Below are 15,225 nucleotides of genomic sequence, written 5' to 3'. Positions count from 1 at the left end.
GAGGCTCCGCTCCGTCGGCCCGAAACATGCGGCGAACCGCGCTATCCGGAAAATTCAGCGTTTCCATAAAAAGCCGCCGCCTATACAATAAGCATGCTTACTATCCCAAAATTATCGCTTCATGGCCTCCGATTTGCCGGCAGCAAAGCCCGCCGTCGCACTGAACCGTCCGATGATCACGATCGCGATCATGCTCGCGACGCTGATGCAGACGCTCGACAGCACCATCGCCAACGTCGCGCTGCCGCACATGCAGGGCAGTCTGTCGGCGTCGCAAGATGAGATTACGTGGGTGCTCACGTCGTACATCGTCGCGGCCGCGATCGCGACGCCGCTCACCGGCTGGCTGTCCGACCGGCTGAGCGTCAAGCGTCTGCTGATGTTCGCGATCGGCGGGTTCACGGTCGCGTCGGCGCTGTGCGGGCTGTCCGAGACGCTGACGCAGATCGTCGCGTCGCGCCTCTTGCAGGGCATCTTCGGCGCATCGCTCGTGCCGCTGTCGCAGTCCATCCTGCTCGACATCAATCCGCGCGAGAAACAAGGCCAGGCGATGGCCGTCTGGGGCATGGGCGTGATGGTCGGCCCGATTCTCGGCCCGACGCTCGGCGGCTGGCTCACCGATAGCTACAACTGGCGCTGGGTCTTCTTCATCAATCTGCCGATCGGCGCGTTCGCGCTCTTTGGCGTGCTGACTTTTCTTCCGTCGCGCGAACCGAAGCACGACACGAAGTTCGACGCCTTCGGTTTCGCGACGCTCGGCCTCGCGATCGGTGCGCTGCAGGCGATGCTCGATCGCGGCGAGCAGCTCGACTGGTTCGGCTCGCATGAAATCGTCGCCGAAGCGCTGATCGCGTCGATCAGCTTCGCGTTCTTCATTGCGCATACGGCGACCGTCGGCAAGTCGTCGTTCTTCAAGTACGAGTTGCTGAAGGACCGCAACTTCGCGACGGGTACGTTTTTCATCTTCATCATCGGCGCGGTGATGTACGCGACGCGCGCACTGCTGCCACCGATGCTGCAAAACCTGATGAACTATCCCGTCGCGACGACGGGCCTCGTCACCGCGCCGAGCGGCGCCGGCACGATGCTCGCGATGCTGCTCGCGGGGCGCCTGCTCAAGCACATCGACGCGCGCGTGATGCTGCTCACCGGCTTCGTCGTGTCGGCATTCGCGCTCTGGCAGATGATGCAGTACACGATCGTGCTGTCGGCATCGAATATCGTGTGGCCCGGCGTGATCCAGGGCTTCGGCCTTGGGCTCGTGTTCGTGCCGCTGAGCACGCTAACTTTCTCGACGCTCACGCCCACGCTGCGCGCCGATGGCACCGCGACCTATAGCTTGATGCGCAACATCGGTAGCAGTATCGGCATCTCGATCGTGCAGACGCTGCTCACGCGCAACACGCAGGTCGCGCATTCGGACCTCGCGGCGAACGTGAACCTGTTCAATCCCATCGTCCAGCCGATACTCGCGATGGGTTCACGCGTCGACGTCGCCGTGCTCGATGCATCGATCACGCAGCAGGCCGCGATGATCGCGTATCTGAACGACTTCAAGCTGATGTTCGTCGCGACGCTCGCAGTCATTCCCCTCGTGCTGCTGATTCGCCCGTCGCGCACAGCGAGCAGCGAATCCGCCGTGCACGCGGCCATGGACTGAGCGAACGCACGAAAAATGTCAGCCTTCGATCCGCCCTCGCGTCACGCCGAGCAGCGACGCCATCGCGTGACGCGCGCGTGACGCATCGCGGTCGCGGATCGCTTCGAACACGGCCGTATGCTCACCTAGCGACGCATTGAACACGTCGGCGCGTTTCGCATTCAGACGCAACTGCGCTTCGAGCGTGCGCTCGATCAGCGTGCCGAGCGGTATCAGCAATTCGTTGCTGCAAGCGGCAAGCACGCTCAGATGGAACTGCAGGTCGGCGCGCACCCATTCGTCGACGTTGCGCGCTGCGGCCATCGCCGAATGCGCGGCATCGAGCGCACCGAACGATTCGTCGCTGTGCGACGCCGCCGCGAGCGCGGCCGCGTGGGGCTCGATCATCTCGCGCATTTCCTGCAGCTTCAGCGCGAAGTCCATCGCGGGCGCGACGCGCGAATACCAGTCGAGCAGATCCGCATCCAGCAGATTCCACGCGGTCTTCCGACGCACGCGCGTACCGACGCGCGGCCTCGACTCGATCAACCCTTTCGACGTCAACGTGCGCAGCGCTTCGCGAAGCACCGTGCGGCTCACGCCGAACGTCTCCATCAGGTCCGCTTCGCGCGGCAGAATGGATTCTGGCGCATAGTCGCCGCGCAGAATGGCCGTTGCCAGCAAATACGCGACGCGGCCGTGCAGATCTCGCTGAATGTCGGTTCTCCTAAGGCGGATTTATCGGTTGGGTGTGTTGCGCGGCATCGCCCGGCGAAGCGACGCAGACCGCCCGCGATTATCGGCGATCGGGCCCGCGAAACCCAACGCGAATCTCGGTCTCGCCGTATAAAATCTCGCCACAAATAATACTATTAATACTACTTTAAGGCGATTTTGCTGTAGCATGTGGCTCCTCGACTGCCGCGCCGCATTCAAGCCGTCGGTGAAGCGAGGCGCCCATCAACTGCAACCGGCTTTGCCAGCAAAGGAGACACCCATGAAGATCACCCGAATCGAAACATTCATCGTTCCTCCGCGCTGGTGCTTCGTGAAGATCGAGACCGACGAAGGCCTCGTCGGCTGGGGCGAGCCCGTCGTCGAAGGCCGCGCGCATACCGTCGCGGCTGCCGTCGACGAGCTTTCCGACTATCTGATCGGCAAAGACCCGCGCAACATCGAGGACCACTGGCAGGTCATGTATCGCGCCGGCTTCTATCGCGGCGGCCCGATTTCGATGAGCGCGATCGCGGGCGTCGATCAGGCGCTGTGGGACATCAAGGGCAAATTTCACGGCGTGCCGGTGCATACGCTGCTCGGCGGCCAGGTGCGCGACCGTATCAAGGTGTATTCGTGGATCGGCGGCGACCGTCCGAGCGATGTCGCGAACAACGCGCGCGCCGTCGTCGAGCGCGGCTTCAAGGCCGTGAAGATGAACGGCTCCGAAGAGCTGCAGATCATCGACACATTCGACAAGGTGCAAGGCGTGATCAACAACGTCGCGGCCGTGCGCGAAGCCGTCGGGCCGAACGTCGGCATCGGCGTGGACTTCCATGGCCGCGTTCACAAGCCGATGGCGAAAGTGCTCGCGAAGGAGCTCGATCCGTTCAAGCTGATGTTCATCGAAGAGCCTGTGCTGTCGGAGAACGTCGAGGCGCTGCGCGACATCGTCAACCAGACGAGCACGCCCATCGCGCTCGGCGAGCGTCTGTACTCGCGCTGGGACTTCAAGCACATTCTCGCGGGCGGTTACGTCGACATCATCCAGCCGGACGCATCGCACGCGGGCGGCATCACGGAATGCCGCAAGATCGCGTCGATGGCGGAAGCCTACGACGTCGCGCTCGCGCTGCACTGCCCGCTCGGACCGATCGCGCTCGCGACATGCCTGCAGATCGACGCCGTCAGCTATAACGCGTTCATCCAGGAACAGAGCCTCGGCATCCACTACAACCAGGGCAACGATCTGCTCGACTACATCAAGAACCCTGAAGTCTTCAAGTACGAGGAAGGCTTCGTGTCGATCCCGCAAGGTCCGGGGCTCGGCATCGAAGTGAACGAGGACAAGGTGCGCGAAATGGCGAAGATCGGCCATCGCTGGCGCAATCCGGTCTGGCGTCACGCGGACGGCAGCGTCGCCGAGTGGTAAGCAGGCTCGCGCCGTATCGCGAATGAAGAAGCAGACACCGCCTTCGGGTGGCGTTTGTCATTGCGCTTGTCATTTGACAACTGTTCGTTTCGTCACCGACGTTACGTCGACGATCGCCACATAGGGCGTTTCAGTAACGTTACATAACGGGCCATGCAAGCGCGCTGCCGTCCTTCGCACGCGTCGCAACCGTCGCGAAGGCCCTTGAAGGACAAGGCTCCTCGCGCCGCAAGAGCGCGCTTCACAACCTGTGGCCCGCTCCTTGCTGAACGTGATGCAAACATCCGTTCAAGCAGAGGACGCAATGGGCGAATTTCTTCCCGACTACCTGATCCGCGAACAGGCGGCCGTCGGCGCGCTGGTGGTGTTCGGCGTGTCGCGCGTGATCGGCGCGGCGATCGCGTCCGAGCGCGGCTGGCGCATCGCGACGGTCGAAAAGTGTTTCCTCGCTGCAGCGTTTCTTTATTGCGTGCCGCAACTCTTCGATCTGCTGATGTACATGACGAGCTCACATGCAGCAGCGGCTGAACTCGAAGGCAAGGCGGCGGGCTGCGCGATCGCCCTTTTTTGTGCGCCTATCGTCGGGCACAAGCTGGGCTACGAGTGATCCGCGCATTGGCTTGCATCGACGCCGCACGTCGGGTCGTGCGGCGCATTCGTGCGTGATGATCCAGTTCGCTTCAAGTGCTTCAACGCCTCAAGCGCTTCAAGTACTTCAAGCGTTCAGCCCAATGCGACATACCCCGGCACGCTGTGCGACAACACGGCCGCAGCGGCGAAGATGCCGAGCATCGCAAGCGCCTCGAGATACAGCACGTTCGAGAACGTATGCGCATCCATCGTTGCGGCGGTCCGGCGCAATCTCGGCAGCGCGGCAAAACGGTTGAGTCCGCCCATCACCAGTGCGAGCGCAACGAGCACGAGCTTGAGCGTGAGCACGTGTCCCCATGCGCTACCAGTAACCGCGTCGAACGATCCGCCCGAACCGCGCGCGGCATTGAACACGCCTGAGAGCAGCACGAACATGACAGCAACGAGCGATACGTTCGACAACTGCGTCGCCGTGCGTATCATCACGCCGCGCGCGATCGACGTGCCGAGCGCCGGCAGCACCGAGAACCCCGCCGCGAGCACGAGGCCGCCCCACACGGAGGTCGTGAGCACGTGCAGCGTTTGCATGCCGATCGCGGCAGATGCGACACCCGCATCCGCCGCATGACCGAGCGATGCCTTGCCGCCTGCAATCGCGATCACGGCAAGCCATAGCAGCGCATTGCGCAGCATGTTGGTCTGCCGTGCGAACGATACGGGCACCAGCACGAGCGCGCCGACGAACGCGATGCTCCAGCCGAAACCGACATGCGTCCGTGACAGCATCGTCGGCACGACGCCGAATGCCTCTGGCAGGCTGACGCCCGCCATCTCCGCTGCCTGATAGAGCAGCCAGCCGAGATCGGCCAGCACGAGCACGATCGCGGCAGCCTGCATCGACCGCTGCGCGCGCAACCACGCGGGCCGCGCGGGCGCGATCTTCGCCTGCGCATCGTTCGCGAGCCACGCGCCGAGCAACGCCGAACCGACGGCGAACGCAAACGCGATGTTCATGAGCGCGGCCATCGCGACCTGCCCGATCCACAATCCGTCGACTCTCATTTGACGCTGAAGGCGTAACTGCCTTTGGTGCGGTGTCCGTCTTCGGCAACGGCCGTCCATTGCACGGTGTAGCGCCCCGGCGCGAGCGGCTGCAACGCGAGATGCATGGTCTTCGTGTCCGCTGCATCGATTTCGGAAGCTGCGGATGCCGCCGGCTTGCCGTGCGCATCGACGAGCGCGATCTTGCTGAACGCCGGTTCGAGCGGCTCGCTGAAGTGGATCGTCACTGCGGAAGGCGCAGCGATCTCGGCATCGGGCGCGGGTTCGCGCGACGTCGGCGTCGCATGAGCGAAGGCGTTCGACGCGACGACGAGCGACACGCCGCACGCGGCAAGCCAGCGAAGTGGCGAGCGCAATGGCAGGGAAAGAGTCATAAGGTGGCTATGAGTGGAACGCTGGAAAATGCAAGGACGGCAAGGACGGTCGGAATAGTACGCTTCGATATCTCGCGGCTGACTCAGTTCAACGATGCTGAGCCGTTGATCGCGCCGCGCGGCATCAGCATCATTTCGCGAACGAAGCAGCGCGCCGTGAATACCGTGAAAAGCGAAGAGCGCAGGACAACGCAAGCAAGCGACCGCCACCGATGCAAAATGCGCAATCTTAAATGAGCTGGAAGCGCTGCCGCCAGGCCGCAACGCATTTTGTGAGCAAGCGCGCGTCCTTATGCGATGACGATCAGTTGCGTCAACTTGTCGCATCGGCGGGTGTCGTGAGGGCGCATCAAGTGGGAAATTGGTCGCATGTGTCAAATAGTCACCATTACCCATCGATGATAGAATGCTGCGTCGCCGCGCAGCGTCTGAAGTATCCATCGCGCTGCACACACCGATCCGCTCGAAGTTCGGCAAGGTCCCCGATAATCATGGAGTTACGCGTGTCTTCAAGACGCATTTTCCGCCCTTTGCTCGCCCTGCTTTTGATCGGGTGTGCAGGCGTATCTGGCGCTGCGAAAGCGCAAACTCAGCCCAAAGCCCCGGACACGATGGAAGCGCGCGTGCAAGGCTGCACGGCATGTCACGGCTCGAAGGGCCAAGGCACGGATAACGACTACTTCCCGCGTCTCGCCGGCAAGCCGGCCGACTATCTGTACAACCAGTTGAAGAACTTCCGCGAAGGCCGCCGGAAGTATCCGCCGATGAACTACCTCGTCACGTATCTCTCGGACGACTACCTTCATCAGATCGCGACGTACTTCTCGCAGCAGCGTCCGCCGTATCCGACGCCGGCCAGGCCGACCGTCTCAGATGCGACGCTCGCGCGCGGCAAGGAAATCGTGCTGAACGGCGACGCATCGAAGCAGATTCCCGCTTGCGCGGCTTGCCACGGCAAGGGCCTCACGGGCATGGAACCGGCTATTCCGGGCCTGGTCGGACTGCACTCCGACTACATCAGCGCGCAGCTGGGCGCATGGCGTTCGGGTTCGCGCCACGCAATCGAGCCTGACTGCATGCACACGATCGCAACGCGTCTGACGGACGCCGACGTGAACGCAGTCGCCGCGTGGCTGTCCACGCAGCAGGCGCCGCAGAACCCCGTGCCGGTACCTGCCAAATCGTTGAAGACTCCGCTTGCCTGCGGCAGCGAACCGCAATAAGGCACCGGGAGAGACAAACAAATGAAACGCAAGTCTTTGTTCGCCCTTTCGGCTGTCGTCGTCGTTGCGGCTGCCGCACTCGTTCCCGTCCTGTGGTCGGGTGGCGACAACCTGCACAACGGCACCGCGATGGCGGCCACGCCGGCAGACCAGGCTGAACTGATCAAGAAGGGCGAGTACCTCGCTCGCGCCGGCGACTGTATCGCGTGCCACACGGTGCGCGGCGGCAAGATATTCGCCGGCGGCCTGCCGATGGCCACGCCGTTCGGCACGCTGTTCACGCCGAACATCACGCCTGATGACCAGTACGGCATCGGCAAATGGTCGCAGGACGACTTCTATCGCGCGATGCACACGGGCCGCTCGAAGGACGGCAGCCTGCTCTATCCGGCGTTCCCGTTCACGAGCTACACGAAGGTCTCGCGTGCCGACTCGGATGCGATCTACGCCTATCTGCGTTCGGTTCCGCCGGCATCGGTGCCGAGCCGTCCGCACGAACTCAAGTTCCCGTTCAACAACCGCAACCTGCTGATCGGCTGGCGCACGCTGTTCTTCCGCGAAGGTGAGTACAAGCCGGACCCGACCAAATCGGTCGAATGGAACCGCGGTGCGTATCTGATCGAAGGCCTCGGCCACTGCGGCATGTGCCACACGTCGATCAACGCAATGGGCGGTCCCGTCAACTCGGCTGCGTTTGCCGGCGGCCTGATCCCGCTGCAGAACTGGTACGCGCCGTCGCTGACGTCGAACAAGGAAGCGGGCCTCGGCGACTGGGACATCAAGGACATTTCCGATCTGCTGAAAACAGGCGTGTCGCCGCGCGGCGCGGTGTTCGGTCCGATGGCCGAAGTGGTTCACAACAGCCTGCAGTACATGTCGGACGAAGACATCCACGCGATGTCGACGTACCTGAAGACGATCCCGCAGAAGAGCGAAGCGCCTGAGCATCTGCAGCTGGAGACGTCGGAGCAGTTCGGCGGCGAACTGTTGAAGCAAGGTCAGAAGGTCTACGCGGACAACTGCGCGAAGTGTCACGAAGCGAATGGTCTCGGCCAGCCGCCGAACTTCCCGCCGCTCGCGAACAACCAGTCGATCCAGATGCCGTCGGCCGTCAACCCGATCCGCATGGTGCTGAACGGCGGCTATCCGCCGAGCACGGACGGCAATCCGAAGCCATATGGCATGCCGCCGTTCGCCCAGTCGCTGTCGAATCAGGAAGTGGCAGCCGTTGTGACGTACATCCGCCAGTCGTGGGGCAACCACGGCACGGCTGTGTCGCCGCAACAAGTGGTCGATCTTCGTTCGGCGCCGCTCGACTAAGCGCCGGCTGATGTGTCGGGGCGCGGCCTGCGGTTATCGCGGCCGCGCCCTTCGCTTTTTGTAGCATCGTGTAGCATCGCGGTTTCGAAGCCTGTTTGTCGTTGACGTAACGGAATCTGACATATCGGGCGTATAACGTATGTCCGGTGTCGTTTGTCGGATGGCGCAGGCATCATGCGGGAGGAAGTACCGTGCACGTCGGGGAGCGTCTGAACAGCATCACTCACCTCGTCGGCGCCGTGCTGTCGGTGGCGGGACTCGCGACGCTCGTGACGATGGGCGCGCTCGACGGTGATGCGTACAAGGTCGTGAGCTTCAGCGTCTACGGCGCGATGCTTTGCGCGCTGTACGGCATCTCGACGCTCTATCACAGCGTGAGAGGTCCGCGTCTGAAGGCGATCCTGCAGAAGTGCGATCACTCTGCGATCTACCTGCTGATCGCGGGCAGCTATACGCCGTTCACGCTGGTGACGCTGCGTGGTCCGTGGGGCTGGTCGCTGTTCGGCGTGAGCTGGGGCCTGGCGGCGCTCGGGATCGTGCAGGAACTGACGCTCGGGCGACGCACCCGCAGCGTATCGATGGTGCTTTATGTGCTGATGGGATGGCTTGCGCTCGTCGCCATCCGCCCGCTGGTCACAGCGTTGCCGGCCGCGGGCACCGCTTGGCTCGTGGCCGGCGGGATCATCTATAGCGTGGGCATCTACTTCTTCGTCAACGACGAGCGCATCCGGCACGGACACGGTATCTGGCACCTGTTCGTACTCGCCGGCAGTCTGTGTCAATTCGTCAGCGTCGCGCGTTATGTCGCGTAAGACGCGCAGCGGCGGATGCAACTTAAGGCCAGTCGACGTGTCTGCATAGCGCGTCGAGCATTCGGCACGCATCGCGCGTGCCGCCGATTTCTCCGTGAACGGTGAGTGTCGGGCGAGCGATCGCCTCGATCGCCCGTGAGCGCGCCTGATGGCCGCGTTCGCACCGTTCCCACAATTGCATTGCAAAGAGCGTTTATGTCCTTTGATTCTCTCGGCTTGTCCGAACCGCTGGTCCGCGCCGTCAACGAACTCGGCTACACATCCCCGACTCCGATCCAGCTCCAAGCCATCCCCGCCGTGCTCAACGGCGGCGACCTGATGGCCGGCGCGCAGACGGGCACAGGCAAGACGGCCGGCTTCACGCTGCCCATCCTGCAACGTCTTCTGACGATGCCGCCCGCGCCGGGCGGCAAGCGCGTCGTGCGCGCGCTCATTCTCACGCCGACGCGCGAACTCGCCGCGCAGGTCGAAGAAAGCGTGCGTGCTTACGGCAAGTATCTGAAGCTCAAGTCGACCGTGATGTTCGGCGGCGTCGGCATCAATCCGCAAATCGACGCATTGAAGCGCGGCGTCGATATCGTCGTCGCGACGCCGGGTCGTCTGCTCGATCACATGCAGCAGAAGACCATCGACCTGTCGCATCTCGAGATTCTCGTGCTCGACGAAGCGGACCGCATGCTCGACATGGGCTTCATCCACGACATCAAGCGCGTGCTCGCGAAGCTGCCGCCGAAGCGACAGAACCTGCTGTTCTCCGCGACGTTCTCCGACGAGATCAAGGCGCTTGCCGACAGCCTGCTCGATTCGCCCGCGCTGATCGAAGTCGCGCGCCGCAATACGACGGCCGAAACGGTCGCGCAAAAAATTCACCCTGTCGATCGCGACCGCAAGCGCGAACTGCTCACGCATCTGATCAAGCAGCACAACTGGTTTCAGGTGCTCGTGTTCACGCGCACGAAGCATGGCGCGAACCGTCTCGCCGAACAGCTGACGAAGGACGGCATCAGCGCACTGGCGATTCACGGCAACAAGAGCCAGTCGGCCCGCACGCGCGCGCTGTCCGAGTTCAAGGACGGCACGCTACAGGTGCTCGTCGCAACGGATATCGCAGCGCGTGGCATCGACATCGATCAACTGCCGCATGTCGTCAACTTCGACCTGCCGAACGTGCCGGAAGACTACGTGCATCGCATCGGCCGCACGGGCCGCGCGGGCGCGACGGGCGAAGCGGTGTCGCTGGTGTGCGTCGATGAACTGCAACTGCTGAAGGACATCGAGAAGCTGATCAAGCGCGCCGTGCCGCAAGAAGTGATCGCGGGCTTCGAGCCCGATCCGAATGCGCGTCCCGAACCGATCCTGCGTCGCGGACAAGGCGGTGGCGGCCGTGCACCGCGTCAAGGTCAAGGCGCAAGCCAAAGCCAGGGCCAACGGCAAGGCCAGCGTCAGCCAAAGCGCGAGGGCTCGGCGGGCGCGAACGGCGCATCGCGCGACGGTCAGCGCGGTTCGGCTTCGGGCTCGGGCTCGGCCGATAAGCCGAAGCACCAGCCGCATGCGAAGCCGCAAAACGCAAAGCCCACGCATGCGCGCCACGATGGCGCGCGTCATCAGGACAAGCCGCGCGCGGCAGCGCATGACGGCACAGCGCATGCTCCGCACGCGCCGCGCAAACCGCGCAACGCGAACCCGGGTGCGCTGCTCGGCGGCAGCAAGCCGCGCAGCGATGCGCCGCATACGCGGCGCGATGGTCAGCGCGGCAACTAACGCAAATCGATCGAAGCGATTCTGTCGATGCCCCGCGGGCATCGAACCCGCTTCTGACCGCTATCTCCCAGCCGCCGCGCCGCCGGCGGCTCTCTTCAGGTACTCGATCTGCTGCGTCCAGCGTTCGAGTACCGCGTCTCTTCCCTCTTCCAGTTCGAACGTGATGCCGGACGTGAGCCGCGCATAACGCACTCGCTGCGCTTCGCCCGATTCGATCGATCCCGCGAAGCACGCAAGCCCGGCGCCTTCTGCGTGCATCGGCGCAAGCTGGAGTTGAATCTGATAGAACGCATCGTCGAATACGAACGTCAACGCAGCGCGCCCGTTGAGTCCGATCGCTCGCGCCGCGCGCGACTGCGGCCACAGCGCGATGCATAGCGTGCGCGAATCAGGCGCGTACAGCTCGCCGATGCCGAGCAGCGACGTGCGCACGTGTCCGCCGCTCGCATCGACGGTCAGCAGCGACGCGGTGAATCCCACCTTCGATTCGAGCGCCGCACCATCGAAGAGCGCGCGCAATTCGACGGGCCATTCGTCGAACACCTGTTGATCGAGTGCGCGGTTTTGATCCGCGGATGCAGTCATGAATCTTTCCTCCGTCGATGGTTCGGGCCCGTCGGATGTCGACGCAACCGCTTCATGGCAGTTGTCGTGCCCAATGCGAATGGCCCGCGCGTGGCGGGCCATCTGTTCGTCGTATGTCGTTCGTCAGCAGTCGAAACCGGCCAGCAAGGTGCGGCCGCGACATTCAGCGAAAGAACACGTGCTGCGTGATCTTCGCCAGCGGGTAGTGAACACCAGGCTGAATCTTCGCCGGCAGATCGAGTGGCTTGAGCAGCATCTTCACACACATATCGGCCGACAGGTTGTGCCGCACGAGCCGGTTCACGCGCGCCGCCCTGTCGCGGTTATACGCCGGATCGTTGACGCGCTCGGGATAGCGGATCGCGAAGACATGACGCAGCGCGATCTCCGAGTCTTCGTTCTTGATTTCCATCACGCGGCGCATCAGCGCGCCCAGCACCGCAAGGCGGCCATTGCCTTCGATCTTGTTGTACTTCTTGAAGTATTTGAAAAAGTGCTTGTAGTGACGGACTTCGTCGGTGCGGATGTTGTCGGTGATTTCCTTCAGCACGGGTTCATCCGAACATTCGCCGATCGCGCGATACAACGTGGCCGTACCCGTCTCGACGACGCAGCGCGCGACCATCTCCAGCGCGCGCGTCTTCTCGAAGTCTTCGACATTACAGGTCTTCGAATACTCTTCGAAGAAGTTGCGGAAGGCCGTATCCCAATCGAACTCGGGCCATACGTGCGCGATATAAGCCTTCAGTGCGCGGCCGTGCTGCATCTCTTCCGGCTCCCACTCGCTGTTGAGCCACGCGGACACTTCCGGATCGCCGTTGAAGAACTTGCTCAGATTGCTGGTGTAGAGGTCGGTGCCGCTCTCGATGAACGAAGCCGCGCAAAGCAGCAACAACAGGTCTTCATTGGCGACCGCGCGTTGACGGTCGATGCGATTGAGATCGATGTCTTCGATGCGCCAGGGCATCACGTGGGCAGCCTCGTTGTGCATAGACGTACGCTCCGAAAACCGTAGCGCCCCGTGCGCGGGCTGATCCGTACGAATCCGGCTCGACCGCCGCCCGTGACCACTACAGTGCCTTGCAACATTTGACTTCCTTCTTTCATCTTAGCCGTTGCTCTGCAATTTCGCAGATAACACAGCACAGACCGTGCCGGAGGAGCGCAGTTCCACAAGAGCATTAGTCGAAACGTGCAAATGCCGGCGGCGATCAACGCGACGCACAACAGGAGCGCGAAGCGTGTGAACGCAACGCGTCGCAGACTCGGCGCGACGGCTTCGCACACGCAATCGCATCGCGGCAATCGACCGTAAGAAGGCGGGCTCGAAGCTCCACTCGGGCGTGTCGCGAAGGCCTACATTTGCGATCACAAGGCCGGCTTTCGAATCGTTGTCATCGCGAACTATTCGAGCAAGCCGCGCGATCCACAAGACCGATACGACATGCCAGAGAACCGAACTCCAAGGCCCGCGCCGACGAAGGTCTTACAATACCGCCAAGACAACCTTTGCCCGCTCATCGTGCGGCGCTCAACACAATCACCATGACACGAGACCCACGCCTCACACTCAATGCACGCCAGCAGGAACTGCTCGAGTGGGTGCAGCGCGACGGCTTCGTGACGGTCGACGATCTCGCCTCGCACTTCGACGTGACACCGCAGACGATTCGCCGGGACGTCAACTGGCTCGCCGACATGAACCTGCTGCGCCGCTATCACGGCGGCGCCAGTCTGCCGACCAGTTCGGAGAACGTGTCGTACAGCGCGCGGCAGCGGATGTTCCACGACGAGAAGCGGCGCATCGCGGCCCTCGCGGCGACGCACATCCCCGATCAGGCCTCCCTCTTCATCAATCTGGGCACGACGACGGAAGAAGTCGCGCGCGCGCTGAACCGCCATCGCGGACTGCGCGTGATCACGAACAACCTGAACGTCGCGAGCATGATGAGCGGCTATTCGGATTGCGAGGTGCTGGTAACGGGCGGCATCGTGCGTCCGTGGGACAAGGGCATCGTCGGCGAGCTTGCGATCGACTTCATCCGGCAGTTCAAGGTCGACTTCGCGATCATCGGCACGTCGAGCATCGAGACGGACGGCACGCTGCGCGACTTCGACACACGCGAAGTGCGCGTCGCGGAAGCGATCATCGAGCATTCGCGCACGGTCTTTCTCGCCGCCGACCATTCGAAATTCGGCCGTCCGGCGCTCGTCCGCCAGGGACACCTGAAGCAGATCGACTCGCTGTTCACCGACGCGCCGCCGCCCCCGGAAATGGCCGACACGCTCGCCAGTGCGGGCACGCAGGTCTACGTCGCGGAATGACCTTCTTCGGGGCATACGCCCGGAGCAATCGCAAGCCGATTTCCGCCATGCTGCACTGCACGCAATACCTCCAGTGAAATCAAGGAGTTGCCGTCGAGCCCGGACCGCCTCTCAGTGGCCGCGCTGTCAACGGGAAAATTTTCGGGGGCCGATTTGGACTTCCCGCTGCGATTGACTACACTCCAGTTCCCCAACGTCCTTAAACGTCCTTGGACGGCAGCGAATGCACGGACGTGGGGCGATAAAGCACAACTTCAGGCCTGATCCACGGGAATCGCCGCCCGCTGGATCCTCCGCCGCCGACAGGGCCGTCGGCTGGCGCAAAGGCAACCCGAGTACGCTTGACACGGAGAGAAACGATGCTGAGTCCGCATGAATTCGCCACGTTGTTGCTCGTCAAGGACGCCCCCAATCAGGTCGACATGGAACGCGAAGAGCTCGACGCCCTGCTCGAACGGCAGCTCGTTCAGCTCGAAAAACTCGCGTCTGGCTTGCAGCAATGGCGTGTTACGGAGTCCGGCGACACTGCTCTGCGCGCTATCAAGCGCTTTTCGTGACGGCAAACGATCGGGCTCACCGACGACTTGCCTGTCAAACCTCCGCGGCCGTCGGCGTGTTCGCAATGAACACGCAAGCATACGGACGCCTGGACGGTCACGCGGCCTTGCCCGCCTGGCCGTCTTTACGTTTTTGCGCCATCGGTTTTTACGCGTCGTTACGCCTCGCGCTGTGCAGGTCCGTTCTGATGCACGCTCAGCGCGCTGACTGCACGTTCAACCGCTGCGCAGCGTCGGATCGACGGCCGCGCGCCAGCTCAGCGCCTTCACGCGCTGCGCGTTGAAAAACTCCACCCATTGATTGCGCGCCTGCGGATCGCTGCTCGCGCCCTGTGACGCATAGCGCTGCGCGATCGACGTCTGGAACGCGCAGAAATCGGCCTTCGACAGCCCGCCGCGCTTGTTCGCCACATACGCATCGAACAGGGTCACATAGACAGACTGCGCGTCGTTTCCGTAATCGACCCGTTGCGTGCCGCACATCGCCTGAAGATCCGCGAACGAAGGCGCGCCCAACGTCCCGCTCAGGCTCGGCGTGCTGACGCATGCCGTGAGCGTCACTGCAATCGACAGCGCCGCCGCACCCGTCTTCCAGAGTCCACGCATGAAATTCACCTCATCAAACCGCTAGTTGGCTGGTTGCCGAAAGTATCGTCCGGGCGCGGCATTCGCGCCACCAGCGTGCGAAAACGCGCACCGATCTGGGTCGAGTCGAACTTTACTTTTTCGTATACGTTCATTAAAGTTTCGAAAACGAACATTCTGGCTTCGAAAACACGCCAGCTTTTTTCCTTCGTCAAGGGCGCTCCGGGTGACGCACGATTTAATCT

At 62.8% G+C, this 15,225-nt stretch carries 17 protein-coding genes; 10 read left to right on the top strand and 7 right to left on the bottom strand.

Annotation, left to right across the window (positions count from 1 at the left end; genetic code table 11):
* The first annotated feature begins 121 nt into the window (after positions 1-121).
* The gene (locus tag GCT13_RS04140; protein ID WP_152755487.1) at positions 122-1,660 is read left to right on the top strand and encodes a DHA2 family efflux MFS transporter permease subunit; all 1,539 of its coding nucleotides are present in this window, start codon (positions 122-124) and stop codon (positions 1,658-1,660) included.
* Between the two features lie 18 nt (positions 1,661-1,678).
* Here GCT13_RS04140 and GCT13_RS04135 read toward each other — a convergent pair whose 3' ends face one another.
* Positions 1,679-2,356 (bottom strand): FadR/GntR family transcriptional regulator, encoded by a 678-nt coding sequence (locus GCT13_RS04135; protein ID WP_321574193.1) that lies wholly within the window; start codon positions 2,354-2,356, stop codon positions 1,679-1,681.
* 280 nt (positions 2,357-2,636) lie between these two features.
* On the opposite strand from GCT13_RS04135, the gene dgoD reads away from it, so the two are divergent.
* Together dgoD and GCT13_RS04125 are read left to right on the top strand one after the other, a co-directional pair.
* On the top strand, positions 2,637-3,785 hold the full coding sequence (dgoD, locus tag GCT13_RS04130) for a galactonate dehydratase (RefSeq protein WP_152755485.1): 1,149 nt from the start codon (positions 2,637-2,639) through the stop codon (positions 3,783-3,785).
* 304 nt (positions 3,786-4,089) lie between these two features.
* A complete protein-coding gene (locus tag GCT13_RS04125) occupies positions 4,090-4,392 on the top strand; it encodes a hypothetical protein (RefSeq protein ID WP_152755484.1) in 303 nt (100 codons plus the stop codon).
* A gap of 116 nt (positions 4,393-4,508) precedes the next feature.
* On the opposite strand, the gene GCT13_RS04120 is transcribed toward GCT13_RS04125, so the two are convergent.
* On the bottom strand, positions 4,509-5,438 hold the full coding sequence (locus GCT13_RS04120; protein WP_152755483.1) for a CopD family protein: 930 nt from the start codon (positions 5,436-5,438) through the stop codon (positions 4,509-4,511).
* Positions 5,435-5,812 (bottom strand): copper homeostasis periplasmic binding protein CopC, encoded by a 378-nt coding sequence (gene copC / locus GCT13_RS04115; RefSeq protein WP_152755482.1) that lies wholly within the window; start codon positions 5,810-5,812, stop codon positions 5,435-5,437. The genes GCT13_RS04120 and copC overlap by 4 nt, the downstream gene beginning before the upstream one ends.
* A gap of 9 nt (positions 5,813-5,821) precedes the next feature.
* Between copC and GCT13_RS04110 the strand changes: the two genes are divergently transcribed.
* The 5 genes from GCT13_RS04110 (at position 5,822) to GCT13_RS04090 (ending at position 10,928) form a co-directional block, all read left to right on the top strand.
* Complete coding sequence (locus tag GCT13_RS04110; RefSeq protein ID WP_152755481.1) at positions 5,822-6,049, top strand: hypothetical protein; 228 nt, start codon at positions 5,822-5,824, stop codon at positions 6,047-6,049.
* A gap of 254 nt (positions 6,050-6,303) precedes the next feature.
* Positions 6,304-7,035, top strand: coding sequence for a c-type cytochrome (locus tag GCT13_RS04105; protein ID WP_152755480.1), 732 nt, complete (start codon positions 6,304-6,306; stop codon positions 7,033-7,035).
* Positions 7,036-7,056: 21 nt separating this feature from the next.
* Positions 7,057-8,355 carry a c-type cytochrome gene (locus GCT13_RS04100; protein WP_152755479.1) on the top strand — a complete coding sequence of 433 codons (1,299 nt, stop codon included), beginning with the start codon at positions 7,057-7,059 and terminating at the stop codon, positions 8,353-8,355.
* Between the two features lie 191 nt (positions 8,356-8,546).
* Positions 8,547-9,167 carry a PAQR family membrane homeostasis protein TrhA gene (gene trhA, locus GCT13_RS04095; protein ID WP_321574177.1) on the top strand — a complete coding sequence of 207 codons (621 nt, stop codon included), beginning with the start codon at positions 8,547-8,549 and terminating at the stop codon, positions 9,165-9,167.
* A 195-nt stretch (positions 9,168-9,362) separates the two neighbouring features.
* Entirely contained in the window at positions 9,363-10,928 is a 1,566-nt protein-coding gene (locus tag GCT13_RS04090) for a DEAD/DEAH box helicase (protein WP_152755478.1), read from the top strand.
* A gap of 60 nt (positions 10,929-10,988) precedes the next feature.
* On the opposite strand, the gene GCT13_RS04085 is transcribed toward GCT13_RS04090, so the two are convergent.
* Together GCT13_RS04085 and GCT13_RS04080 are read right to left on the bottom strand one after the other, a co-directional pair.
* On the bottom strand, positions 10,989-11,513 hold the full coding sequence (locus GCT13_RS04085) for a hypothetical protein (RefSeq protein WP_152755477.1): 525 nt from the start codon (positions 11,511-11,513) through the stop codon (positions 10,989-10,991).
* A gap of 163 nt (positions 11,514-11,676) precedes the next feature.
* On the bottom strand, positions 11,677-12,504 hold the full coding sequence (locus tag GCT13_RS04080; protein ID WP_152755476.1) for a ferritin-like domain-containing protein: 828 nt from the start codon (positions 12,502-12,504) through the stop codon (positions 11,677-11,679).
* A 554-nt stretch (positions 12,505-13,058) separates the two neighbouring features.
* Here GCT13_RS04080 and GCT13_RS04075 point away from each other — a divergent pair.
* Complete coding sequence (locus tag GCT13_RS04075; RefSeq protein ID WP_152755475.1) at positions 13,059-13,838, top strand: DeoR/GlpR family DNA-binding transcription regulator; 780 nt, start codon at positions 13,059-13,061, stop codon at positions 13,836-13,838.
* 359 nt (positions 13,839-14,197) lie between these two features.
* A complete protein-coding gene (locus GCT13_RS04065; RefSeq protein WP_087734051.1) occupies positions 14,198-14,395 on the top strand; it encodes a hypothetical protein in 198 nt (65 codons plus the stop codon).
* Between the two features lie 216 nt (positions 14,396-14,611).
* Here GCT13_RS04065 and GCT13_RS04060 read toward each other — a convergent pair whose 3' ends face one another.
* Both GCT13_RS04060 and GCT13_RS04055 read right to left on the bottom strand, forming a co-directional pair.
* Positions 14,612-15,001, bottom strand: coding sequence for a hypothetical protein (locus GCT13_RS04060; protein WP_152755473.1), 390 nt, complete (start codon positions 14,999-15,001; stop codon positions 14,612-14,614).
* Positions 15,002-15,006: 5 nt separating this feature from the next.
* Positions 15,007-15,195: a hypothetical protein gene (locus GCT13_RS04055; protein WP_152755472.1), complete on the bottom strand. Its 189-nt coding sequence runs from the start codon at positions 15,193-15,195 to the stop codon at positions 15,007-15,009.
* Positions 15,196-15,225: the final 30 nt, after the last annotated feature.

Source organism: Paraburkholderia franconis, from assembly GCF_009362735.1.
Classification (GTDB): Bacteria; Pseudomonadota; Gammaproteobacteria; order Burkholderiales; family Burkholderiaceae; genus Paraburkholderia; species Paraburkholderia franconis.
The sequence above is the reverse complement of the archived record's forward strand: the minus strand, read 5'-3'. Positions and strand labels throughout refer to the sequence as shown.